Raw genomic sequence first — 23,659 nt, forward strand, 5'->3', positions numbered from 1 at the left:
TAAATGCTGTAAGAACATTCGTCATGGTGCGGATAAGAGGACTTGAACCTCCACCGAGTTGCCCCGATTAGAACCTGAATCTAACGCGTCTGCCAATTCCGCCATATCCGCATATTCTGTTTTGTTCGCGAGCTGTGTTGCTCGGAACGATAGTTATTATACCAGATATGGCAGAATTGTCAAGCATTTTTCCAAAAAAACTTTTTCCCCACTACAAAACGTCATACTTTCGCGAAAAAAGCCCTCTGCAGGCCGATTTTCCGGCGGTGCAGAGGGTCGGAGTTTCTTTGTTTTTTTTTCTTCAGCAGGCAGCCGTTCCGGAGGCCAGAAGATCAGACTTTGCCCCACACCAGCCACAGGTACGCATAGCCTGCCAGCACGGCAGCCAGCGTAAAGGGCACGCCGATGCGCAGGAAGTCGCGGGTGGTGACGGTCTCGCCGTTTTTGCGCAGAATGCCAATGGCCGCGATATTGGCCGAAGCACCGATGGGGGTCAGGTTGCCGCCCAACGTTGCACCGGTGAGCAGGCCGAAGTAAAACACATAGGGTTCCACGCCCACGCCATCGTTCATCAGGGCGGCGATGCTTTGCACCACCGGCAGCATGGCGGCCACGTAAGGGATGTTATCGATGAAGGCCGAAAGCACCACCGACACCACCACCAGCATCGTAAACAGCCGGAAAGGGCTTTCCCCTGCCACGGCATGGAACAGCCGGGCTGCTGCGTCGATAACACCCGCCGCGTGGATGCCCGCGATCACGATGAACAAGCCAAACAACAGCAGCAGGGTGTCGCAGTCCAGCTCGCCCAGCACATGCGCCAGCGGCTTTGCTGACCCTGCCCGCAGGCAGGCGCGCGCCACGCCAAACAGGCACAGCCCCATGCACACAAGGCCGCTGCGCAGCTCGTACACCGTGTGCAGCGGCCCGGCTGCAGGCTCCGGCAGGAAGGATGCCGCAATGAGCAGCCCCACCGTGAGCAGCATCAGGGCAGTGGGCACATCGTCCTCCACCTCAGTCTCCACCTTTGCGGCGATAGGCTGGGTCTCGCGGCGGAACAGCCACAGCAGCACTGCCAGCGAAGCAAGTGCGCCCAGCTCTACGCCCCAGAAGATGCCCGGACGGCCCCGCATCCAGAAGAAATCGAAGAAATTCATGTCGGCAAAGCTGCCCAGCAGGATGCTGGTGGTGTCGCCCACCAGCGTGGCCGCGCCCTGCAGGTTGGAGGACACCGCAATGGCAATGAGCACCGGCACCGGCGAGATCTTCAGCTTGCGGGCAATGGCAAGGCCCACCGGTGCCACCATGAGCACCGTGGCCACATTGTCCACAAAAGCACTGATGACACCGGCGAACAGCGCCAGCATACACACCGCCCACTTGACATCCGGCACACGGACGATAAGCATTTCCGCCAGGCGGGCAGGCATTTTGCTCTCGATGAACAGTGCCACCGTACCCATGGTGCCCGCCATCATGAGCAGCACATTATAATCCACGGCCTGCAGCGCGGCGCGGAGTGAAAACTCGTAGACCCCTGCCTCGCCCAGCACAATAAAGAGCACCGCACTGCACAATGCCACCCACGGGCGGTACTGCTGCAGCCGCAGCATCAATACATAGGTAACAGCAAACAGGATCAGTGCAAGTATCATTCGTTGATCTCCCCGCTGCGGGCATCCTCGTCGATCATGCGGTAGCCCACGCCCAGCTCATTGAGGATATAGGCATTGCTGCCCGGACGGCTGCCCAGCTTTTTGCGGATATTGGCCATGTTCACCTGCAGCTTTTTGGTGCTGCCGATGTCGGTATCGCCCCAGATGGCCTTGACGATGGCCGCATAGGTCATCACGCGGCCCGCGTGCTGGGAAAGGAATGCCACGATGTTGTATTCGGTCTGGGTCAGCTTGATCTCCTGCTCGTCCACGAACACCTTACGGCGGTCATAATTGATGCGCATTCCCTGTGCGCGGAACTCACCCGCCGGGGCATTGCCGCCGTGCATGGCACTGTAGCGGTTCAGCCGCAGGGCAGCGCGCACGCGGGCCAGCAGTTCGCCGGTGCTGAAGGGCTTGGTGATGTAATCATTGGCACCCAGATCCAGCGCTTCGATCTTATCCATCTCGTCGGTGCGGGCCGAGAGCACCACGATGGGGGTCATATACTTCTGCCGCACGGTGCGGATGAATTCCAGCCCGTCCCGGTCCGGCAGGCCCAGATCCAGAATGACCAGATCCGGGTTGTGGGAGGCGAACAGGGTCAGGCCCATGGTACAGGTATGAGCCACCAGAGCCTGATAATCGTTGGTGGTGAGCAGCGTTTCGATAAAGCTGCAGATATTTGCCTCATCCTCTACGATCAGGACCTTGAATTTGTTATTGCTCATCTTCTGCATCCTCCATTTCAATTTCTTCGGTCTCCAGCCAGAAGCGGATGGTCGTTCCCTCACCCAGACGGCTCTCGGCCTTGATCTCGCCGCCGTGCGCCTTGATGATGGCCGCACACACCGAAAGGCCGATGCCCATGCCGTGCTTGCGGCTGTCTGCCGGTACATCCGGGTCGGTGCCGGAGAACAGCGTTTTCAGCCGTTCTCTGGGGATGCCGCAGCCATCGTCCGTCACCTCGAACACCGCACGATTGCCCACCGTGAACACCTTCAAGGTCAGTTTTGTCATGCCCTCGGCGTGCAGAGCGGCATTTTCCAGCAGGTTCATCAGCACCTGCTGGATGAGCATGGAATCCATGGGGATCACGATAAAGGCATCCGGCGTTTCCAGCTCCACCGGGATCTCCGGGTAGCGCTTGCGGAACTTGACCAGCACCGTATCCAGCAGTTCGTCCAGCACAGTGGGGGTCTTTTGCACCGTCACCTTCTCGCTGTCGATGCGGGTGACGGAAAGCAGATTCTCCACCATGCGGGTCAGCCACTGGGCATCACTGCAGGCTTCGCCAAGCAGTTTAATGGTCTTTTCCTTATCCAGCGAGTCATAATTTTCAATCACAGTGGAGCAGGCACCGTAGATGGAGGTGAGCGGGGTGCGCAGATCGTGAGAAACCGCGCGCAGAAGGTTTGCACGCATTTTTTCCTTTTCACTCTCCATACGCAGCTGTTCCTGCTTTTTGATGCGGGTGGTGAGGGTGCTGGTCATGATGGACACCACCAGCATCACAAGGCCGGAGAACAGGTTTTCCGACAGGGTAAAGTTGAAGGCGAAATACGGTGAGAGGAAGGCAAAGTTCACAGCCAGCACGCTGATGAGCGAAGCCGCCACACCCCACGCATAACCTTCTGTATACATAGAGGTGACGAATACCGCCAGCATAAAGATAAGCATTGCTACGCCCTCAATGCGGCCCATAACGGCCTGTGTAAGCATCACCATGGCATAGGCGGCGAACAGAGCCAGCAGCATTACGGTGGCATCCCGCACAAGCGTCTGTTTTTTCATGCACATTCCCCTTCCCAAATAATATATTCCGTTTCCCGCATTATACCATAGAAAAACTAAAGATACAGTAAAAATCCTTTGCCGTAAAGAGGGACGTGATTTGACACTCCCTCTCCCCCGTAGTAGAATAGCCCTATCAACACTTTATCTCACTGGATCAGGAGTAACGATATGCTGTATTTCGAGAACGACTACTGTGAGGGTGCACACCCTGCCATCCTGCAAAAGCTGGCCGAGACCAACTTTGAAAAGGTGCCCGGCTATGGCACCGACCCCTACTGCGCCAGCGCCAAAGCAAAGATCTGCGCTGCCTGCGGCTGTCCGGATGCAGACGTGACCTTCATCTCCGGCGGCACCCAGACCAACGCCATCGTCATTGCGTCCATGCTGCAGCGCTGGCAGGGCGTGATGGCTGCTGCCACCGGCCATGTGGCTGCACACGAAGCCGGGGCCATTGAGTATACCGGCCACAAGGTCATTGCCCTGCCCGCCCACGAGGGCAAGGTGAGCGCCGCGGATGTGCGCGACTGGTGCGCCACCTTCTATGCCGATGCCAACCACGACCACATGGTGTTTCCCGGCATGGTATATATCTCTCACCCGTCCGAGTACGGCACCCTGTACACCAAGGCTGAGCTGGAAGAGCTGCACGCTGTGTGTCAGGAGTACCACATGCCCCTGTTCATGGACGGCGCACGCCTGGGCTACGGTCTGATGGCCAAGGGTACCGATGTTACCCTGCAGGATATCGCCCGCCTGACCGATGTGTTCTACATCGGCGGCACCAAGGTGGGCGCGCTGTGCGGCGAGGCCGTGGTGTTCCCCCACGGCGCACCGGCCCACTTTATGACTATGGTCAAGCAACAGGGCGCGCTGCTTGCCAAGGGCCGTCTGATGGGCCTGCAGTTCGATGTGCTGTTCACCGATGATCTGTACACCCGCATCAGCCGGAACGCCATCGAGACCGCCGACCGTCTGAAGGAGGGCCTTGCTGCCAAGGGCTACCGCTTCTATATGGAGTCGCCCACCAATCAGGTGTTCCCCATTCTGGAAAACAGCCAGCTGGAAGCGCTGGAAGGCAAGGCGAAGTTCGGCTTCTGGGAGAAGTACGACGACACCCACACCGTGATGCGCATTGCCACCAGCTGGGCCACCCGCATGGAGGAGATCGAGCAGCTGATTGACCTGATGTGATGCCGCCAAAGATTTTTGGCTGTTTTATGCGGGATACCAATTGCAATTTCTTTCACAATGTGGTATCTTTTGGGTAGACCAATGGGTTGGAGCCGGTGGGCCTTGCAGGACAGCGTTTCGGCCGGCTGGCTCTATGAAATAATCGGAAAGAAGGTATTTTAACATGGGCTTTTTTGATAAGCTGTTCGGCGGCAAGACCGAGCAGGAAGAGACTGTCAAATTCTTCGGTCAGAGCAAGACCGTTCTGACCCCCATCCGCGGCAAGGTGCTGGCACAGGCCGACATCCCCGACGAGACCTTTGCACAGGGCATCCTTGGCCCCGGCTGCGGCATCGAGCCCACCGGCAAGACCGTGTATGCTCCGTTTGACGGCACCGTGGAACAGGTGGCTTCCACCCTGCACGCCGTGGGCCTGACCAGCGAGGACGGCATCGAGATCCTGATCCATGTTGGCATGGACACCGTGGAGATGCAGGGCAAGGGCTTCAAGGCACTGGTCAAGGTGGGCGATAAGGTCAAGGCCGGCACCCCGCTGCTGAAGGTGGATCTGGACGCCATCCGCGCCGCAGGCCATCCCACCGCTACCGCCATCATCGTGACCAACGGCGATGACATGGGCGAGCTGAAGATGCTGGCCGAGGGCGATGTGCTGGCCGGCACTCCGCTGTTCAAGTTCTGATCGTAATCGTAAAAGGCGTGAGCTTCCATTCGGAGGCCCACGCCTTTTTGTTATTCCTTTTCTTGTTTATATTTCAGCGCCTTCTGGGAGAAATGTCCATCGAAGAACTGGATGAAGGGGCCAAAGGCGATGATGATAACACCCACCACCATGCCGATGATGTGCCGTGCTGAGGGAGCCTGCCGGGTCTTGTTCATGGCCTTCTTCTCTTTCTCCTTCTGTTTTTCACCATTCTGTTGTTTTTGTGTTGAAAATTCAGGCCTTGAGCCGGGCTTCAATGGCCGCTTTGTCCAGTCCTTCGCCAATGACGATGAGCACATCCTGCCCCTGCGGGATGGGTTCCAGCGTTCTGCCGGCAGCGGTGGCGTTCAGCTCCAGCCAACCGGTGGTGCCCTGCGGGTCCGGTGCAAAGCCCTTCACCCGCAGCACATGGCCGCAGGCGGCATCCGCAAACAGATGGTCGGCAGCGGCCTTCAGCTGCTGCAGCGTCAGGTGCTGCTCCAGAAAGCACAGAGAGCTGAAGGCTTCGTGCTCATCAAAATGCAGCTTTTCGCAGCTGGCCTGCCTGCAGCCGCAGGCCGCAATGGCGGCAAGGTCGGCATCGGTAAGCCGTGCCCAGTCCTTGGTGATGATCTCTTCCGGCGCAAAGCGGCGGGAGCACTTGCAGCCCTCCAGCGCACGGGTCAGGTGGGCCACGGCGGCAGCGGTCTGCTGCTGCCCGGCCAGCTGGGTACGGCTGACCAGCACCCGGCCCGCGTTGGCTGTCTCGGATGCCAGCACGTACTCAGCCTGCGGCGAAAGCGTTTCCGGCAGCATGGCATCCACTATGGCGATCACATTGCCGATGTGATACCAGCGGTCCAGCGGGTCGTCCCGCAGCACATCAAAAAACTCGTCCACATCAAAGATGCCGCTGGGTTCCACCACCACCCGGTCAAACCCGCGCATGGCCATGGCAATGAGCTTGGTGCGCATCCGGCGCTGGTGGGTGTCGCAGTCGCATCCGCCGCTGATGGTCTCAAGGTCGCAGTTCGGGCCAAGAAGGTCCTGCACCAGCATGGCATCCACGTTCACTGCGCCGAAGTCGTTTTCCAGAATGCAGACATTGTGGCCCTGTGCCACCAGATACCGGACATACCGACGCAGAAAGGTGGTTTTGCCTGCGCCCAGAAAGCCGGTGATAAGGTCTACCTGTACCATAATAAAAAAGCACCTCCTGTGCTGTTGTTTGCCCGGTTCCAGTATACCGCAGCAAACTGTAATACGCCAGTGGCAGATGCAAAAAGCCCCGCATTTCTGCGGGACTTTTTATGTTCGTATTCAGCCGCTGTCGGATGCAGAGCTGTACTCGGCAATGACCTTGCGGGCGGCAGGTGCCATTTTGGCCGGTACGGCGGCAGGTTTTGCAAGGAAGTAGCCCTGCAGCGCATCCGCGCCCAGCTCGATGACCTTGCGCAGCTCGGCGGCGGTCTCCACGCCCTCGGCAATGATCTGCATGCTGCGCGGGTGGGCGAAGGTCTCCAGCGATTTGAAGAAGGTCAGCCGCTCGATTTCATACAGTGCGCCCTGCTCCTGCGCCAGCTTCATGATGGTAGCGGGTGAGCGCAGCGCTTCCATATCGGAGCGCATCAGGGCTTCGTAGGCCATCACCTTGCGGGCGCTGCTGCCGCAGCCCACGCAGCCAAGGGCCAGCGCCGCGGCGCACAGCCCGGACACGACCGCTTTGAGATATTTTTTCATCGATTTTCTCCCCTGAGGGCGCTCACGCAGCAGGACGTTCCGGCTACCATATCACCCGATTATACCTAGTTTATCATACCATCTTTTTCCGGGTGCGTAACCAAAATCCGGCAAAAACCTTCACGATCACAAGAAAGCGGAAGAACTTTCCACCCATCGGAATAAAAAGCACAGCCCTTCCCATTGACTGGGAAAAGCTGTGCTTTGCTGCTGTTATTCGTTTTTTTTGCCGGGACGGTGGACACAGTGATCTGCTCATAATCCGCACTGTGTGCAAGATAAACGCTCAGGTCACCGGTGTTGGTGGTCTCCATGCCGTCCAGCTTTGTGCAGGCGCAAAGGCCAAAGGCCAGCACATCCATGCCGGCAGCAGCGCCCTGCCAGAATTTATCCTCGCAGCCAGGCTTTGCCCAGCGCCGCGGCAGATACTGCACAAAGCCCACAGCCGTCAACAGTTCATCCGCCTCGGCCAGCTGGGCCTCGGCAGCGGCATCGTCCAGCATATCCCTGCCCGCGCAGCGCTGCAGGATGACATGGCACACCGGGCGGCGTGTGGCCTCCAGCACCGAGTGACGGAAGCCGTAGCGGGAGACGTTCTTTTTGCCGTACAGCAGGATAAAGCCCATGCTGTTGCGGCTGTCCGCCCGCAGGAAGCCATGGGTGATGTAGGGCATCTTCTGGCCTTCGGGCATCATGTCCAGATAGCCCACGGAGCCGTGGCGGGTGATGGTCTCATTGAAGAAGCGCTTGCCGTCGTTGCCAAAGATGGGCCAGATACCGCCGAAGGGGAAGGACGGACGGCTGTTGATGTCGGCTGCCTGACCTGCACGGGGGCCTGCCTCCATGGTAGCGCCTGCCCACATCATCATGCGGATGCCGGAGCCATCACGGCCCATGGAAGAAACGTTGTTCACATCGGTGCGGGCCTTGTGGGCAGCTACCATTTCAACGGCGAGTGGGTGTAAATTTTTGATACAGTAAGAGGGGCTGCTGCACTTTCGGCTAAAACGATGTGCAGCAGCCCCTTCTTCGTATCGGATCCAGACAACAAAAAAGCGTTCTGAGAGATCTCAGAACGCTTGGTGGTTGCGGGGGCCGGATTTGAACCAACGACCTTCGGGTTATGAGCCCGACGAGCTACCAGACTGCTCCACCCCGCGATATTTACTTTGTGCTCTCAGCGGTTCTCGCTGACTGCTCAAGTATAATACCACAAGGGCGGGCGGATGTCAAGTATTTTTTTGATTTATTTTTTCTTCTTTTTCCAAACCACGAACCCTGCGCAGGCGGCGGCTGCGATCACCACCACCGGCCATGCACCGGCAAGGGCAACGATGACCTGCTGCAGGCCACCCACAAAGTTCTGCCAGCCAGCGGAAAGGGCGCTGACAAAGCGGCTGCCGAAGCCCTCGCTGGGCGGCGAGTAGGTGCTCACCTCGCTCAGGCTCACGTACACGGTGCACTCTTCCACCTGATCGTTGTACCAGTCCATCTGGCTCTGCCAGCTCTCGATCTGGCTCTGCACATCCGTCAGGCTGGACTCGATCTCAAGCAGGTCGGAGAGGTTGTCGGCCTGCTGCTGCAGCTGCTGCAGGCGGGTTCGCTGGTTCTTGAGATTCTCAAGCCGGGTCTCCACGTCCATGTACTGGGCGGTCACGTCGTCGGCCTGCTGGTTTTTGTAGGTCACGTTGCCTGCTTCGGCCACGGCGGCAAGAAAGTTCTCGTAGTTCTGCTGCGGCACCCGGTAGGTCAGGCTGACACTGCGGCTGTCACCGGCATCCGAGTATTCACTGCTGGATTCCAGATAGCCGCCCGCTTCAGCAAGGGCAGCATCCAGCGCAGCGCGGGCTGCGTCGTAGTCCTTGCTTTCCAGGCTGAGGTTCGCGGTGTAGATGATCTTTGCGTGGTCGGTGCTGTGGGCCGCTGCTGCCGCATCGTCCTCCGAATAAACAGCGGTGCCGTTGTCTGCGCCGCTTTCCAGCGCCATGGTGTTCAGACTGTAATCGGCTGCCATGGGGCTGTCCACAGCGGCGCGGTCCGCGCCGCCTGCCGCCATCCCCGCCGCAGTACTGTCCGCAGAATAATAGACCGCCGGACTGCTGCTCTTTGCGCCAAGGCCGATTTGTCCGGTGGCAAAAGCACCATAGCCTACCACGCACACAGCAAGGCAGGCCGCCAGTGCGCCCACCCGCTTTGCGGGGAAGCGGATCAGTTTCTTCTTCGGCTGCACCGGGGCGGACTGGGCCGGTACCGGTGCGTCGGTTTTCATCATGGGCTGGGCCTTTTCTTCTTCGGTCAGCTGGTCGGTCATGGCCAGCAGCTTTGCCTTCAGATCGTCCGGGGCGTAGAGGTCGTCCGTCTCCATCTTGTACTCATACCACCTCATCTTCGATTTCCTCCTTCAGCATCGTATGTAACTGCGCCCGGGCACGCCGCAGCCAGCTCAGCACCGTGTTGGACGGTGCGCCCATCATCCGGCCGATTTCCGCCGCCGTGTACCCCTCGTAGTAATGCAGATAGATGGCATTGCGGTAGTTTTCCGGCAGGGCGCGCACTGCGTCCAGCACACTGCCGTCCTCAAACGCATCGGGCGCGGGCAGGTTCTCGTCCAGCTCGGTGTCCTTCTGATGGGCTGCGCGGGTCAGGTCCCGGCAGCGGTTGATGGCCACCCGCAGCAGCCACGCCTTGAGGTGCTCCTCACTCTCAAACGTACCATTATAATGCAGGAGCTTCTCGTAGACATCCTGCACCACGTCCTCGGCATCGGCTGTGCATCGGCTGTTGTGTATGGCAGCGCGGTAAACAGCATCGCTGTATTTCTGCACTGCCAGCGTAAATACTTCGTTTCTGGTCAGCTGTCCCATAGTTTCAAGCTCTCCTTTACCGCCTGTACAGGGCTGGTGGAATTCGTGTTCCACGGGGGACATTCACCCTATACACGGCTGAACGCCCCCGAAGATTGCATTGCTGGAAAAATTTATGAAAATCACCTTTTATATACTCTCTGCAGCAGGGCCACCCGTTCTGCAAGGAAGGTCTCGGCCTTCGGATGGTGCAGCCAGCGCTTGTTCGCCGCTGTGCCAGCCAGCTTTCTGCCCAGCGCTGCCGGGTCGGTATCGGCCTGCATCACATCCTGCATGGTCAGCTGCAGCGTCAGCGCCGCAGGGGTGTCCGGCAGCGGCGGCAGCGGGTCCTCCCACACAAAGGGCGGCAGCAGCTGCACCGCCACCGTGGCGCGGGTGCACTCCTCGGTGAGCAGCAGGGCTGCAGGCGTGCCGTCCGGCTGGACGTGCAGGGTGCTGTACAGCAGCTGCAGACTGCCCTCGGCCAGCAGGCGGATATCCCCCTCCCGCCCGGTAGGCGAAAGGCTCAAATATTCCCGCGCCTCGTCCAGATAGATGTGCCGGGCCGGTGCCTGCACGCGGGCATACAGCGCAGGCAGCGCAAAGCGGCCCGCTTTGTCCAGTGCGTGCTGCAAAAGCAGGTAGAACTCGGTCAGTGGGTAGGCCGGGTCCGGCTGCGGCATCCCGAAATCGGGGCGCGATACGTGTCCTCCACCCATAGGGAACCTCCTTGACAAATAACGCTGATGCGGTATAATAAATACAGAAGGGGCGCTGACTGCAAGGGTCAGCTTTCCATCCCGCTTGTCAAAAAGATTGACCGCACAGTTTGGAAGCAGGGCGGTCAATCTTTTTTGTTATCATCGTCTTTCTTCTGGGAAAACTTTGCCACGACCTCAATGGTCAGGCGGATCACATCCACGATCAGGCTCAACAGTGTGAGAATGAACGTGAGCAATGCGAGAGTCTCCAAAAGAGTCATCCGACATCCCTCCCTTCGCCTTCAAGGCTCCGGGCAGGGCACTTGCAAAAAAGTTTCCTCCCGGAACCTCTGCTTCATCCTAAGTAGAAAACTAGATAAGAAGAATCAGCGATAACGGGACAGAAAGCATGACCACCAACTTTGCAATCAGCGCCTTATTGACAGTATATCACATTTCCCGACTCGACACAATGTGTTTTGTCCCCCGGTCAGTGTGCCGGGAGTTTTTATTGTAAACCCCCTCGAAACTTTATTGTTGACCATCTGTCTCCCGCTGCGCTATACTCGAGCACAGATGCCTTGTAAATTTTTAACAGAGGGGAATTCTATTCTATGAAAAACAAAAAACTGACCACCTATCAGATGGCTGTCACTGCGCTGATGGCCGCCGCGCTGTGCGTGCTTGGCCCGCTGAGCGTGCCCATCGGGGCCATTCCCATTTCGCTGTCAAACTTTGTCATCTGCCTGACCGCATGGCTGCTGGGGCCCAAGTTCGGCACCCTGAGCGTGGCGGTGTACCTGCTCATCGGCCTTGTGGGCGTGCCGGTGTTCTCCGGCTACGGCGCGGGCATTGCCAAGCTGGCAGGCCCCACCGGCGGCTATCTGGTGGGCTACCTGCTGCTGGCCTTCATCGGCGGTCTGTTCATCGAAAAGAGCAAGGGCCAGCCGGTGATCTCCGGCATCGGCCTTGTGCTGGGCGATGCCGCCTGCTACGTACTGGGCACCGCATGGTTCGTGTTCCAGATGCAGTGCGAGCTGGGCTATGCGCTTTCGGTGTGCGTGTACCCGTTCATTGTGCTGGACCTCGCCAAGATCGTGGTGAGCTGCATCGTGGGTGCACTGCTGCGCAAGCGTCTGGTACAGGCTGGCGTGCTGAAGCTGAAGGAAGCCTAACAGGCAAAGCAAAAGGGAGACTGCAAACGCAGCCTCCCTTTTTTATTTGTGATCCGTTATTTTACATAGCCAAGGGTCGCAGCCATCACGGCCTTGATGGTGTGCATTCGGTTCTCGGCTTCGTCAAACACGATGCTCTGGGGGCCTTCAAACACTTCATCGGTCACTTCCATGGCATCGCGGCCAAAGCGCTCGCCCATCTCCTTGCCCACGGTGGTCTTGTGGTCGTGGAAGGCGGGCAGGCAGTGCATGAACACAGCGTGCGGGCCTGCAATTTCCATCAGCTGCTGGTTGATCTGGTAGGCGGCAAGGTCGTTGATGCGCTCAGCCCACACCTCCACCGGCTCACCCATGGACACCCACACATCGGTGTACAGCACGTCGGCACCCTTGGCGGCCTTGGCGGGGTCCTCCTCAAAGGTGAGGGTGGCACCGGTCTCGGCAGCGATCTTCTGGCACTCGGCCACGAGGGCAGCGTCCGGCTGGTACTTCTTGGGTGCACAGGCGGTGAAGTTCAGGCCCATCTTGGCGCAGCCCACCATCAGGCTGTTGCCCATGTTGTAGCGGGCATCGCCGAAGTAAACGAAGTTGATGCCCTTCAGGTGACCAAAGTGCTCCCGGATGGTGAGGAAGTCGGCCAGGATCTGGGTGGGATGGAACTCGTTGGTCAGGCCGTTCCACACCGGCACACCGGCGTAGTGGGCAAGGTCTTCCACGATCTGCTGGCCATAGCCGCGGTACTCGATGCCGTCGAACATGCGGCCCAGCACACGGGCAGTGTCGGCAATGGACTCCTTCTTGCCGATCTGGCTGCCGGACGGGTCAAGGTAGGTCACTTCCATGCCCAGATCGTGGGCAGCGACCTCGAAGCTGCAGCGGGTGCGGGTGGAGGTCTTTTCAAAGATCAGGGCGATGTTCTTGCCTGCCAGCTGGTCATTGTGGCGGATGCCGGCCTTCTTTTTTGCCTTCAGGTCTGCGGCAAGGTCCAGCAGTTCTTCGATCTCGGCAGGGGTGTAGTCCAATAGCTTCAAAAAGCTGCGGTTCTTCAGACTCATTGTATATTTCCCTCTCTATGCAAGCATTGTTGAATATTTATTCGAGATATAGCTCTATTATAATGATATCCTGTAAAAATTGCAATACCCTGTCGGATATGTTATACTAATCGTGCTGCCCTTCTCCATTTTGGCAACAGAAGGGAGGTGAGCCGGATGATCGACATTTTTACCAACTTTATCGTGGCTGTCGCAGCGCAGGTAGCTGCAACCTACCTGTGCAAGTGGCTTGAGAGTCACAGAAAGGGCAAGTAAGCACAAAGAACCCCCGCGGAGCTGCAACTCTGCGGGGGTTCGCTTTTTGTGAGCCGGTGATCTAACCTTACCAACTTTCTATCTTTAGTATATGCAATCCGGCGCAAAAGTCAAGATGCTATGAAAAAATTCACACTTTACAGCTCCAGCTCGGCCTTCCGTCCGGTGGACTGATAGGCAGTCAGCTTCACGCCGGCTTTTTTGAACATGAACCGCGCCGCCACGCTGGAATCGCTGTCGTGGTACTTGTCGCCGTAGTACACCACCTCGGCAATGCCCGACTGGATGATGGCCTTGGTGCACTCGTTGCAGGGGAACAGCGTCACGTACACCCGCGCACCTTTCAGGTTATTGTGGGCGCTGTTGAGGATGGCGTTCAGCTCGGCGTGGCACACGTACATATACTTGGTGTCCAGCGGTGCGCCCTCCCGCTCCCAGGGCATCTCGTCGTCGCTGCAGCCAATGGGCATACCGTTGTAGCCCAAGGACAGAATTTTGTTTTCCGAGCTGACGATGCACGCGCCCACCTGACTGTTGGGGTCCTTGGAGCGCATGGCCGTGAGCAGCGCAATGCCCATGAAATATTCATCCCAGTTGATGTAATCGGTACGTTTCATTTCGGTATGCTCCTTGTGCCTTTATTCTGCCTTTTATTATAGCGTATCGCTGTGGATTTTACAATAAACTTTGGCACTGCCGTGCAACTTGCACAAAACCTTGCCCCGAAGTTTGGCGCTTGATTCGTCAGAATTTTCAAACGAAATATTTAAAAATCATTTTGAGTGTGGTATTATCTTTGTAAAATATGCCACAAAAGCGGAGAGAATGCTCCGTGCGGCGGAAATGAGGGAAAAACCGATATGAAATACGCAAGCAACAACATCCGCAATATCCTGATTGCCGGTCATGCCGGCAGCGGCAAGACCACGCTCACCGAGGCGCTGGTCTATTTTTCGGGCGCTGCCGAGCGTATGGGCCGTGTTGAGGACGGCACTACTGTTTCGGACTTTGACCCCGAGGAAGCAAAGCGCAAGGCCAGCCTGTCTGCATCGGTCGTCCCCGTGGAGTACGAGGGCATCAAGTACAACCTGATCGATGCGCCGGGCCTGTTCGACTTCGAGGCCGGTGAGTACGAGGGCATCCGTGCCGCCGAGAGCGTGCTGGTGGTGGTGTCCGGCCGCAGCGGCGTGACTGTGGGTGCGGAAAAGGCGTTCCAGCTGGCCCGCAAGAATGGCAAGGCTACCATGGTGTTCGTCTCCAAGTGCGATCTGGAGAATGCCAACTACTTCAAGATCCTTGAGGATATGAAGATCAAGTTCGGCTCCACCGTCTGCCCCTGCGTGGTGCCCGCCAAGTTGGACGACGGCACCCCCGTGTACATCAACCTGTTCAGCCAGAAGGCCTTCAAGTACGAGGGCGGCAAGCAGATCCAGGTGGACCTGCCGGACATCGGCCACCGTTTTCAGGGCCTGATTGAGGCCATGAGCGAAGCCATTGCCGAGACCGACGATGAGCTGATGGAAAAGTTCTTCGGCGGCGAAGCCTTCACCACCGAAGAGATCGTGGAAGGCATGCGCAAGGGCGTCAAGGACGGCCTGATCACCCCCGTGTTCTGCGGCAGCGCCGTGAACCAGCAGGCGCTGGATATGCTGCTGTTCAACATGCACAAGCTGCTGCCCAGCCCGGAGCACGAAGCCAGCACGCTGGCCGAGGATGCCGCCGGCGAGCCGGTGGAACTGCACTGCACCGTTGACGAGCCTACCGCCGCCTACGTGTTCAAGACCGTGGCCGACCCGTTCGTGGGCAAGCTGAGCTACCTGCGCGTGGTCAGCGGCAAGGTGACTGCAGGCGAACCCCTCACCAACGCCCGCACCGGCGATGTGGAGAAGATCTCCAAGCCCCTCACCGTCATTGGCAAAAAGCAGGTGGACTCCGACGGCATCATTGCCGGTGACATCGGCGCAGTGGCAAAGCTGGTGAGCGCCAAGACCGGCGACACCCTGTGCGACGCTGAGCGCGTGGTCAAGCTGCCCGCCCCCGTGTTCCCCAAGCCCAGCCTGTTCATGGCCGTCACTGTGGCCAAGAAGGGCGACGAGGGCAAGATCAGCAGCGCGCTGGCCCGCCTGATGGAAGAAGACCCCACCCTGAGCTACGAGAACAACGCCGAGACCCATCAGCAGGTGATCGGCGGTCTGGGCGAGCAGCATCTGGACGTGGTGAAGGCCAAGCTCAAGAACAAGTTCGGCGTGGAGATCGGGCTGGAAGCACCCCGCATCGCCTACCGCGAGTCCATCCGCAAGGCCTGCCAGAAGCAGGGCCGTCATAAGAAGCAGACCGGCGGTCACGGCCAGTTCGGTGATGTTATCATCAACTTCGAGCCCTGCGACAGCGAGCAGGTCGTGTTTGAGGAGAAGGTGTTCGGCGGCAGCGTGCCCAAGAACTTCTTCCCGGCTGTTGAAAAGGGCGTGCGCCTTGCCGCCGAAAAGGGCGTGCTGGCAGGCTACCCCGTGGTGGGCCTGAAAGCCACCCTGCTGGACGGCAGCTACCACCCGGTGGACAGCTCCGAGATGGCCTTTATTATGGCCGCAAAGCTGGCTTACAAGGCCGCTATGCCGGAGGCCGGCCCGGTCATTCTGGAACCCATCCACACCCTGAAGGCTCATGTGCCAAACGACAACACCGGCGATATCATGGGCGATGTGACCAAGCGCCGCGGCCGCGTGCTGGGCATGGAGCCGGACGATGACGGCTTGCAGACCATCATCGCTGAAGTGCCGCTGGCAGAGCTTGCAAACTTTACCACCTTCATCCGGCAGACCACGCAGGGCCGCGGCTGGTTCACCACCGAGTTTGCCCGCTACGAGGTTCTGCCCGAGATGCTGGTGCCTGCCGTTGTGGAGCAGGCCAAGAAGCTGGGCAATCTGGACGAGAGCGCAGACGATTAAACGGCAACCGTCAACTTCCCCAGTCTGCTGCGCAGCCAGCCCCCTCACCGAGGGAGCTGGCAGGACCGTCAGGTTCTGGCTGAAGGAGTTCTCACCGAAATACGACATCACCCCGACCCCCGTTGACACTTTCCCTCTGTCAGCGGGGGTTTTTGCGGGCAAAAAGCCCCCTCGGAGTAGGAGCTCCGGGAGGGCTTTTTTGTTGTATTGTGCCAAAACCTGTGTTATACTGGTGGCGCTGCCCTTCTCCATTCTGGGAGCAGAAGGAGGTGAGCTGCATGGCCCCAATTTTAACCAACATTATCGTAGCTGTCGTAGCGCAGGTGATAGCCGACCGCCTGTGCAAGTGGCTTGACAGCTATCGCAAGGGCAAGTAAGCACAAACCCCCTCGGAGTAGCCGCTCCGAGGGGGTTGTTTTTTGTGAGCTGATGGCAATTATCTTAACCAACATTTTGCCTACTTCTAGTATATGCACCTTGGCGCAAAAGTCAAGGATATACGAGAAAATTTACAATTTACGCTGCCTTGGGGAATGCCTTATTCCAGGTTTCGATCACGTTGAACTTCGGTGTCCAGCCTTCGGGCTTGAAGGTGTCTGCGCTCTTGGCCTCCATGATGCCCTGCTCCGCTTTCCCTCTGTCGGCGGGGATTTTTGTTGTTATTTTTCTCAGATCCTCTAAAATCTCTGCCATTTTTAGGCATCCTTCCAATCTTGTCTAAAATCCTTGATTTCTGTTGGGGGGGGTAGAATAAAGATTGGTGAATCTTTTTTGTCCACGATCCGCGCAGACAAGATCCACCCGCAAAAGTCGTATCAAGGAGGAATTTATATGAAAAAGCGACTTATCAGCCTGCTGCTGGCATTCAGCATGGCACTGACATTTCTGCCTGTCGGGGCAGTCTCTGCATTTGCGGCGGAGACGGGCGATACATTTAACTTTAACGGTCTTACATACGAGATAACAAGTGACACAACCGCCAAAGTCAAAGGACCCGAAGCAACCACCTTATTGACCCAAGTAACTATTCCAGAAAAAGCAACAAATTCCTTGAATGGAGAATCCTACACTGTAACAGCCATTGCGGATAAAGCTTTTCGCAACACAAGATTTAACGGCGAAATCACATCCATCACACTTCCCGATAGTTTGAAGGAAATCGGTGATTTCGCTTTCTTTTCTTGCTTCAAACTCGAAGGCATCAATCTTCCCGATGGGCTTACTAAAATCGGGTATCAAGCTTTTCAGAACTGTTATAGTTTAACAGAAATCACCATTCCAAGCAGTGTAACTACTATGGGTTCACATGTGTTCAACCGCTGTACCGGACTAAAAGAAGTTACCTTTGAAAAGAATTCGCAGCTAAGCGCGCTTCCTGATGCAACCTTTGCCAACTGTATAAGTCTGGAGTCTTTTACCCTTCCCAATGGATTCGCTTCCATCGGCGAAAATGCTTTTTATAAATGCGGAAATCTCACCACATTAAACATCTCGGATGATGTTACTGAAATCAAAAAAGATGCTTTTATTGATTGCGCAAAGTTCAACACTATCAATTATGACGGTACCAAATACTCTTGGAACGCTCTACTAAAAAGCGGCAGCGTAGATAACACAGTTTTGGAAAAAATTCAAGCGGACGGCTTCACCGTGAATTACTGGGTACAGCCTTTGGTCGTCAGCGGCGGCATTTTCACAGTAGATGGCGATCCTGTAGTTGGCGATACAGCTATTGTGCCCGTCGGTGCTACAGTTGAAATCACTTTTGATCAGCAGTCTTTCGCTGACAGTGGTCTCTCTTTTGGTAGTTGGGAGATTGATGGTTTAAGCAATTCAGAATACTACAAAAATAAAGAAAGTTTCACCTTTACTATGCCTAAGAATCGCGTAGCAGTCACAGCTTCAACAATGGATATTCCCATCATCGATGACTCCCCTGTTGACCCTGGCATCAGCACTGCGGTAACGATCATTGGCGGTGCACTGCTGGTGGGAGGGCTGCATCAGCTGGGCACCGAGATGTGGCTGATCCATCATCTGCCCAAGGGTACCGCCATCCCGGAAACTCGCATCGAACTGGCCGAAGTGCTCTGGAAGGATGCCGGACAGCCTGCTCCTGCTGCCGAAGCCGCTTATACCGATATCGACACCGACGACACCGATGCGCAGCAGGCTGCACAGTGGGCAATTGAAAACGAACTGATGACGCTGCGCAGCAGTGAGCATCCGGACAAATTCGACCCCCATGTGCCGGTCTCCACCGTAAAAGCCATTCGCGCGTGGAAAAAGGCACAGCAGATGAAACCGTCTACCAAGTAACACCCAATAGAATCAAAACAGCCCGTTCTCCTTTTTTGAAGAGCGGGCTGTTCCGTTATTTGCTCCAGCCGACACATTTTTCTGCCCTACCGCCGCCTTTTTTGTTGACAAAGCAGCCGCCTGCTATTATAATAATGTAGTCAAAATGGCATTCTTGTGCGGCTTTGCGGCTGCACAGCACAAATAGAGACAAGGAGAGATTCTCAAATGGCACAAGAGATCAAGATGTCCGCTGCCGGTCTGAAGGCAATGCAGGAGGAACTGGAATACCTCAAAACGGTGCGCCGCAAGGAGCTGGCCGAAGAGATCAAGGAAGCACGCAGCCACGGCGACCTTTCCGAGAACAGCGAGTACGACGAGGCCAAGAATACGCAGGGTCTGGTGGAGAACCGCATCACCGAACTGGAGCAGATGATCAAGAACGCCGTCATCATTGATGAGAGCGAGCTGAGCGTGGACAATGTCTCTGTGGGCACCCACGTCACCATCCTCATGACCGGTGAGGACGAGAACGAGGAGTACGACATTGTGGGCCGCACCGAAGCCGACCCCCTGAACGGCAAGATCAGCGACGAAAGCCCCGTGGGCCACGCTCTGCTGGGCAAGGCTGTGGGCGACAAGGCCGAAGTGCTGCTGCCCACCGGCCACACCGTGGAGTACACCGTGCTGAACATTACCCACGCTGCAGGCTGAGCAGGCCAAACGAATAGGAGAAACCATGGAAGAACAAAAGAAGAACCCGGCGCAGGGCCTGTCCGAGAGCGAGCAGGTGCAGGTGCGCCGCCAGAAGCTGGCCGACCTGCAGGCTGCAGGCCACGACCCCTTCACCCTGACCAAGTACCCGCAGGATGCCTACTCTGCCGACCTGAAGGCCGAGTTTGCCGACCTGCCCAACGAGACCGACAGCGGCAAGACCGTGGCGCTGGCTGGCCGTATGATGTCCAAGCGCGTAATGGGCAAGGCAAGCTTTGCCCACCTGCGGGACGATAAGGGCGACATTCAGCTGTACGTCCGCCGCGATGAGCTGGGCGAAGAGCCTTACGCCGCCTTCAAGAAGCTGGACGTGGGCGATATCATCGGCGTGAAGGGCGAGGTGTTCCGCACCAAGACCGGCGAGCTGAGCGTGCGCGCCACCGAGCTGACCCTGCTGGCTAAGAGCCTGCGTCCCCTGCCCGAGAAGTTCCACGGCCTGACCGACACCGAGATGCGTTACCGTCAGCGCTACGTGGACCTGATTGCAAACCCCGAGGTGAAGGACACCTTCGTGAAGCGCAGCCAGATCCTGAAGGAGATCCGCTCCTATCTGGACGAGAAAGGCTTTCTGGAGGTAGACACCCCCATCCTGACCCCCTTCGAGATCGGTGCCTCTGCCCGCCCCTTCTACACCCATCACAACAGCCTGAACATGGACATGGTGCTGCGCATCGAGACCGAGCTGTACCTCAAGCGCCTGATCGTGGGCGGCATGGACCGCGTGTACGAGGTGGGCCGCATCTTCCGCAACGAGGGCATGGACCCCAAGCACAACCCGGAGTTCACCAGCATTGAGCTGTATCAGGCCTTCACCGACTTCCACGGCATGATGGATCTGGTGGAGGAGCTGTACAAGCGCCTTGCCCAGAAGATCTGCGGCAGCATGGTCATCCCCTATCAGGGCAAGCAGATCGACATGGGCCACTGGGAGCGCCTGACCATGGTGGAAGCCGTGAAGAAGTACTCCGGCGTGGACTTCAACGACTGGAAGTCCGACGAGGATGCCATCGCCGCCGCCAAGGAGCACCACGTGGAGCTGCCCGAGGTGCCCACCAAGGGTTCCATTCTGGCCGAGTTCTTTGATGCCTTCGTGGAGGACAAGCTCATCCAGCCCACCTTCATCTACGACTACCCCGTAGAGATCAGCCCGCTGGCAAAGCGCAAGCCGGACGACCCCGCCTTCACCGAGCGCTTTGAGTATTTCATCGACTGCACCGAGTACGGCAACGCCTTCAGCGAGCTGAACGACCCCATCGACCAGAAGGGCCGCTTCGAGCGTCAGGTGGCCGAGCGCAAGGCCATCGAGCCCGACTGCAAGGCACAGGTGGACTACGACTACGTGAACGCGCTGGAGTACGGCCTGCCCCCCACGGGCGGTCTGGGCTTCGGCGTGGACCGTCTGGTGATGCTGCTCACCGACAGCGCCTCCATCCGCGATGTGCTGCTGTTCCCCACGATGCGCCCGGAATCTAACTAAGCTACGTGGTAATCCTTGTGTCTCCGACAGTCCGCACGAACTGAAAATCCGACCCTGAATGTACCAAAAACCTGAATGTTCAGACGGATTTCTTAGGGGCTTGTCGGAGAAGGCAAAAATCCCAAACGGAGCGTGACGGATTTTCGCCAGTTCCACATCCAGCAGAAAACTGTAAACGAGAAAACAGTCAAGAGGACATTTCACCATCGGCAAAAGCCGAAAGTGGAGTGTCCTTTTTCTATATCCTGATAATGCAAGTATACCACATAACCTTGACAAAGGAGAAGAATACCATGGCACATAAGCGAAACTCGGTTGAAGTTCCTGAACTGGAAAAACTGCTGGCTGGAAAGAAAAAGAAATACGTTCGCTACGAGGAAGGGGCAGTCCTCTACTCGATGGGCAAAAACTCTTTCCGACAAGTCGCACAGGATGCTCACGCTGTCGTCCGGTTGAAACGCATTGCACTGGTGAACGTAGAAGTGCTGGACGAATATCTGGAATCCTTTCGTGAATAATTGAATTAGCTTTACATAGCGCACTTTCAGTTTCTATAAAATCGGAGGTGCGTTTTTCTCAAAATTTGATTGATTATTTTCAAAAAAGTGATTATTTCGATTGAATTTCTGCTAAAAATATGATACTCTAGCATTGGAGGGTTGCAATATGCTGATAGAATTTCGATTTAAAAATTATCGTTCCTTTCGTGACGAAGCCATATTGTCTATGGAGGCAATAGGCTTGGGTAGTAAAAAAGATTGCTTGATTCATTACAAAAGTCAAAAAATCCTACCGGTAGCGGCAATTTATGGAAAAAATGGCGGAGGCAAGAGTAATGTTATTCGTGCTTTTTGGCTAGCAGTTCAGTTTATAAAAAATGCCCAGCGGACACAGCATGAAAAATCTGAGATTCCAATTCATTCTTTTGCGTTGAATGATTACTCTGCAGAGCAACCGACAGAGTTTGAATTCATTTATACAAAAAGCAATGTAAAATACTGGTATGGATTTTCTGCGACACGGCAGAAGATTCTAAAAGAGTACCTATTCCACGCACCAAAAGGACAAAAGGCAACTGTTTTTACTAGAGCAGAGCAGAATTTCAGCTTTACAGAGGATAAAGCACTTCGAAAACTAATTGGTAAGATGGTATCAGAGAACCAACTGTTTTTTTCTGTCGCATGTACAATGAATGATTCTGCTTGCGTTAAGGCGATGCAATGGTTTAGAGAAGATGTGCGATTCTCAAGAGACTATACAGATATTCCTGATCAATTGATTACCTATTCGGAAGATCCTCTTATGTTAAAAGCAATTTCAAACTACGCAAAAGCTGCTGATCTTGGCATTGAGGATGTACAATTTGACGTTAATAATCGGGAAATTGACAATAATAATTCTGCCTTTCCTGAAAATATGCCAGATGAACTAAAAAATGCATTATCACAATTTGCACAAGCGTTGGCATCCAGTCCGAATATCCAAATGCAGCAAATGCGAGTAGGACAAGTTGACGCTAAAACAACTCACAAAGGAAAAAACAAGGACGGATCGAGTGGTCTTTACAAATTGGATTTGGATGACGAATCAGACGGAACGCGTAGATTGATGTCAATCGCTCCAGCAATTGAATCAACCTTGCGAACGGGTGGACTTCTACTAATTGATGAAATCAATCGTGAGTTACATCCTATTTTGGTAGCATATATCGTTGCAAAGTTCCAGAACAAGAATGCAAACCCACACGGTGCACAGCTTATTTTTACAACCCACAATACAGAACTTATGGGCATGGATTTGTTAAGAAAAGACCAATTCTATTTTGTGGATAAGCATAACGCAGATGGTGTTTCTGAACTTTACAGTGTGAGTGAACTCGGAACACGAACAGAAGAAAACATTCAAAAGAACTATATTCTTGGCAAGTATGGTGCAATACCAAACGTTGAAATTGAGGAGGTAGAATAATGCCTCGTCAGATAAAACGTGTCAAGCCCTTAATTTATGTATTTTATGAAGGTGAAAGTGAGCAACAGTATATTGATTATTTGAAGAATCAGTTCTCTGATGTGGCTGTAATTAAGCGATGTGCAAAGAGAGCTTCTACAAATTTGTTCGAGGACACGAAAAGTAGATTCGAAAAAGATAAAAAGTATAGAGATACTGCTGAAGCAACGGATGAAATCTGGTTCTTTTTTGATGCTGAATTAAAAGATAGTAGTGACGAAGTATGGGCTGACCGACTAAAAATTATTAACTATCTCCGAAGGCTTCGAAAAAAGCCCAATATTCGTGTTCGACTTCTAATGACCTCCGGCTGCATTGAATATTGGTTTATGCTACATTTCAAAGATTGCGCTCCTCCCACTCAAACTGAGGCTGACAAAAATAACCTTGTAAAAGATGTTAAAAAATTTATTTCAATTTACAAGAAAGGCGATAAAGATTCCATTTGGCAAATCGCTCCCAACTATCCAACAGCAGTAAAATATGCAAAAAAGCGGTTGCAAAACATTTCGGAGATTCCTTGTATTGAAGATACAGATGAACGAAATCAATGGCTTTGCAAATATTGCGTAACTTTTTCGACTGTGTTTGAAGCACTTGATTTTTTGGAAAGTCTTAGTTCTGTAGCATAAGAATCACTCATCATGGAGAGAAACTTGCTATAAAGTGGTAGCTTTTCCTTTGTTTCTTCTGCATCTATCAAGGATGTTAATGGAGCATAACGGATAAAGATGGAGTCGTTGTTTGCATTCTCCCCACGATGAAGCCGATTGACCAGTAAATTTCCATTTTTAAGATAACAAAGCCTGAAACTTCTTGATGTACCGAGAAGTTTCAGGCTTTTTCTTTTGATGGATTTCCAGCGAAAACTACGCCATACGCCAAACGTGGAGGACGAATACGGCAACACCCCGGCACAGCGGGCAGAACTGGACTGGCTGCTCTACAACAAGCCCTTGGAATATGCCCAGCTTGTGCTGGGTGGGGAGATTGGACATTATCTCTCGCTTGGTTGCGACCATGGCAGGCTGGAAGATCAATAATATAACAAACACAGCCCCGCTTTG

General features: G+C 55.3%; 24 protein-coding genes, 2 tRNA genes and 1 pseudogene. 11 read left to right on the plus strand and 16 right to left on the minus strand.

Annotated elements, in window-relative coordinates; translation table 11 throughout:
- Nucleotides 1-24: 24 nt before the first annotated feature.
- From J3348_RS04795 to J3348_RS04810, 4 genes are all read right to left on the minus strand, one after another.
- Nucleotides 25-111: transfer RNA gene (locus J3348_RS04795), tRNA-Leu, on the minus strand.
- Between the two features lie 221 nt (nt 112-332).
- The gene (locus J3348_RS04800; protein WP_207698447.1) at nt 333-1,655 is read right to left on the minus strand and encodes an SLC13 family permease; all 1,323 of its coding nucleotides are present in this window, start codon (nt 1,653-1,655) and stop codon (nt 333-335) included.
- Complete coding sequence (locus J3348_RS04805; RefSeq protein ID WP_044954127.1) at nt 1,652-2,386, minus strand: response regulator transcription factor; 735 nt, start codon at nt 2,384-2,386, stop codon at nt 1,652-1,654. Before J3348_RS04805 ends, J3348_RS04800 begins: the two co-directional genes overlap by 4 nt.
- Complete coding sequence (locus tag J3348_RS04810; RefSeq protein ID WP_097775006.1) at nt 2,376-3,449, minus strand: ATP-binding protein; 1,074 nt, start codon at nt 3,447-3,449, stop codon at nt 2,376-2,378. The genes J3348_RS04805 and J3348_RS04810 overlap by 11 nt, the downstream gene beginning before the upstream one ends.
- Before the next feature lie 171 nt (nt 3,450-3,620).
- On the opposite strand from J3348_RS04810, the gene J3348_RS04815 reads away from it, so the two are divergent.
- Both J3348_RS04815 and J3348_RS04820 read left to right on the plus strand, forming a co-directional pair.
- Entirely contained in the window at nt 3,621-4,643 is a 1,023-nt protein-coding gene (locus J3348_RS04815) for an aminotransferase class I/II-fold pyridoxal phosphate-dependent enzyme (RefSeq protein WP_207698448.1), read from the plus strand.
- Between the two features lie 163 nt (nt 4,644-4,806).
- Nucleotides 4,807-5,322 carry a PTS glucose transporter subunit IIA gene (locus tag J3348_RS04820; RefSeq protein ID WP_005944949.1) on the plus strand — a complete coding sequence of 172 codons (516 nt, stop codon included), beginning with the start codon at nt 4,807-4,809 and terminating at the stop codon, nt 5,320-5,322.
- Nucleotides 5,323-5,372: 50 nt separating this feature from the next.
- On the opposite strand, the gene J3348_RS04825 is transcribed toward J3348_RS04820, so the two are convergent.
- The 9 genes from J3348_RS04825 to J3348_RS04865 all read right to left on the minus strand — a co-directional run bounded on the left by J3348_RS04825 (nt 5,373) and on the right by J3348_RS04865 (nt 10,887).
- On the minus strand, nt 5,373-5,519 hold the full coding sequence (locus tag J3348_RS04825) for a hypothetical protein (protein ID WP_207698449.1): 147 nt from the start codon (nt 5,517-5,519) through the stop codon (nt 5,373-5,375).
- 58 nt (nt 5,520-5,577) lie between these two features.
- Nucleotides 5,578-6,522 (minus strand): GTP-binding protein, encoded by a 945-nt coding sequence (locus J3348_RS04830; RefSeq protein WP_207698450.1) that lies wholly within the window; start codon nt 6,520-6,522, stop codon nt 5,578-5,580.
- A gap of 120 nt (nt 6,523-6,642) precedes the next feature.
- The gene (locus J3348_RS04835) at nt 6,643-7,062 is read right to left on the minus strand and encodes an EAL domain-containing protein (RefSeq protein ID WP_242702879.1); all 420 of its coding nucleotides are present in this window, start codon (nt 7,060-7,062) and stop codon (nt 6,643-6,645) included.
- A gap of 65 nt (nt 7,063-7,127) precedes the next feature.
- Nucleotides 7,128-7,976: a hypothetical protein gene (locus J3348_RS04840; RefSeq protein ID WP_207698451.1), complete on the minus strand. Its 849-nt coding sequence runs from the start codon at nt 7,974-7,976 to the stop codon at nt 7,128-7,130.
- Nucleotides 7,977-8,145: 169 nt separating this feature from the next.
- A tRNA-Met gene (locus J3348_RS04845) sits at nt 8,146-8,222 on the minus strand.
- An 86-nt stretch (nt 8,223-8,308) separates the two neighbouring features.
- Nucleotides 8,309-9,448: a DUF4349 domain-containing protein gene (locus tag J3348_RS04850; protein ID WP_005944969.1), complete on the minus strand. Its 1,140-nt coding sequence runs from the start codon at nt 9,446-9,448 to the stop codon at nt 8,309-8,311.
- Nucleotides 9,435-9,926: a sigma-70 family RNA polymerase sigma factor gene (locus J3348_RS04855; RefSeq protein ID WP_044954130.1), complete on the minus strand. Its 492-nt coding sequence runs from the start codon at nt 9,924-9,926 to the stop codon at nt 9,435-9,437. Before J3348_RS04855 ends, J3348_RS04850 begins: the two co-directional genes overlap by 14 nt.
- Nucleotides 9,927-10,048: 122 nt before the next feature.
- On the minus strand, nt 10,049-10,624 hold the full coding sequence (locus tag J3348_RS04860) for a hypothetical protein (protein WP_118526853.1): 576 nt from the start codon (nt 10,622-10,624) through the stop codon (nt 10,049-10,051).
- 125 nt (nt 10,625-10,749) lie between these two features.
- Entirely contained in the window at nt 10,750-10,887 is a 138-nt protein-coding gene (locus J3348_RS04865; protein WP_005944979.1) for a hypothetical protein, read from the minus strand.
- 333 nt (nt 10,888-11,220) lie between these two features.
- Between J3348_RS04865 and J3348_RS04870 the strand changes: the two genes are divergently transcribed.
- A complete protein-coding gene (locus tag J3348_RS04870; protein WP_207698452.1) occupies nt 11,221-11,781 on the plus strand; it encodes a biotin transporter BioY in 561 nt (186 codons plus the stop codon).
- A 56-nt stretch (nt 11,782-11,837) separates the two neighbouring features.
- Here J3348_RS04870 and argF read toward each other — a convergent pair whose 3' ends face one another.
- A complete protein-coding gene (gene argF / locus J3348_RS04875) occupies nt 11,838-12,836 on the minus strand; it encodes an ornithine carbamoyltransferase (protein WP_207698453.1) in 999 nt (332 codons plus the stop codon).
- 392 nt (nt 12,837-13,228) lie between these two features.
- Nucleotides 13,229-13,708 carry a dCMP deaminase family protein gene (locus J3348_RS04880; RefSeq protein ID WP_005944992.1) on the minus strand — a complete coding sequence of 160 codons (480 nt, stop codon included), beginning with the start codon at nt 13,706-13,708 and terminating at the stop codon, nt 13,229-13,231.
- 243 nt (nt 13,709-13,951) lie between these two features.
- On the opposite strand from J3348_RS04880, the gene J3348_RS04885 reads away from it, so the two are divergent.
- Entirely contained in the window at nt 13,952-16,036 is a 2,085-nt protein-coding gene (locus tag J3348_RS04885; protein ID WP_207698454.1) for an elongation factor G, read from the plus strand.
- A gap of 516 nt (nt 16,037-16,552) precedes the next feature.
- Here the strand turns inward: J3348_RS04885 and J3348_RS04890 are convergent.
- Nucleotides 16,553-16,729, minus strand: coding sequence for a hypothetical protein (locus tag J3348_RS04890; RefSeq protein ID WP_207698455.1), 177 nt, complete (start codon nt 16,727-16,729; stop codon nt 16,553-16,555).
- Between the two features lie 138 nt (nt 16,730-16,867).
- Here J3348_RS04890 and J3348_RS04895 point away from each other — a divergent pair, with 138 nt between their 5' ends.
- The 7 genes and pseudogenes from J3348_RS04895 to J3348_RS04925 form a co-directional block, all read left to right on the plus strand.
- Nucleotides 16,868-18,355 (plus strand): leucine-rich repeat domain-containing protein, encoded by a 1,488-nt coding sequence (locus J3348_RS04895; RefSeq protein ID WP_207698456.1) that lies wholly within the window; start codon nt 16,868-16,870, stop codon nt 18,353-18,355.
- 207 nt (nt 18,356-18,562) lie between these two features.
- Nucleotides 18,563-19,048, plus strand: a complete 486-nt coding sequence (gene greA, locus J3348_RS04900) for a transcription elongation factor GreA (protein WP_005945007.1) — start codon at nt 18,563-18,565, stop codon at nt 19,046-19,048.
- 25 nt (nt 19,049-19,073) lie between these two features.
- On the plus strand, nt 19,074-20,585 hold the full coding sequence (gene lysS / locus J3348_RS04905; RefSeq protein ID WP_207698457.1) for a lysine--tRNA ligase: 1,512 nt from the start codon (nt 19,074-19,076) through the stop codon (nt 20,583-20,585).
- Between the two features lie 293 nt (nt 20,586-20,878).
- Nucleotides 20,879-21,103: a DUF6462 family protein gene (locus J3348_RS04910; RefSeq protein WP_117948960.1), complete on the plus strand. Its 225-nt coding sequence runs from the start codon at nt 20,879-20,881 to the stop codon at nt 21,101-21,103.
- 148 nt (nt 21,104-21,251) lie between these two features.
- The gene (locus tag J3348_RS04915) at nt 21,252-22,553 is read left to right on the plus strand and encodes an ATP-binding protein (RefSeq protein WP_207698458.1); all 1,302 of its coding nucleotides are present in this window, start codon (nt 21,252-21,254) and stop codon (nt 22,551-22,553) included.
- Nucleotides 22,553-23,224: an RloB family protein gene (locus tag J3348_RS04920; RefSeq protein ID WP_207698459.1), complete on the plus strand. Its 672-nt coding sequence runs from the start codon at nt 22,553-22,555 to the stop codon at nt 23,222-23,224. Before J3348_RS04915 ends, J3348_RS04920 begins: the two co-directional genes overlap by 1 nt.
- 255 nt (nt 23,225-23,479) lie before the next feature.
- Nucleotides 23,480-23,635: pseudogene (locus J3348_RS04925) on the plus strand (DUF6061 family protein); the annotation flags it as partial.
- Nucleotides 23,636-23,659 lie beyond the last annotated feature (24 nt).

Source organism: Faecalibacterium sp. Marseille-Q4896, assembly GCF_017377615.1.
In the GTDB taxonomy this organism is placed as follows: domain Bacteria; phylum Bacillota; class Clostridia; order Oscillospirales; family Ruminococcaceae; genus Faecalibacterium; species Faecalibacterium taiwanense.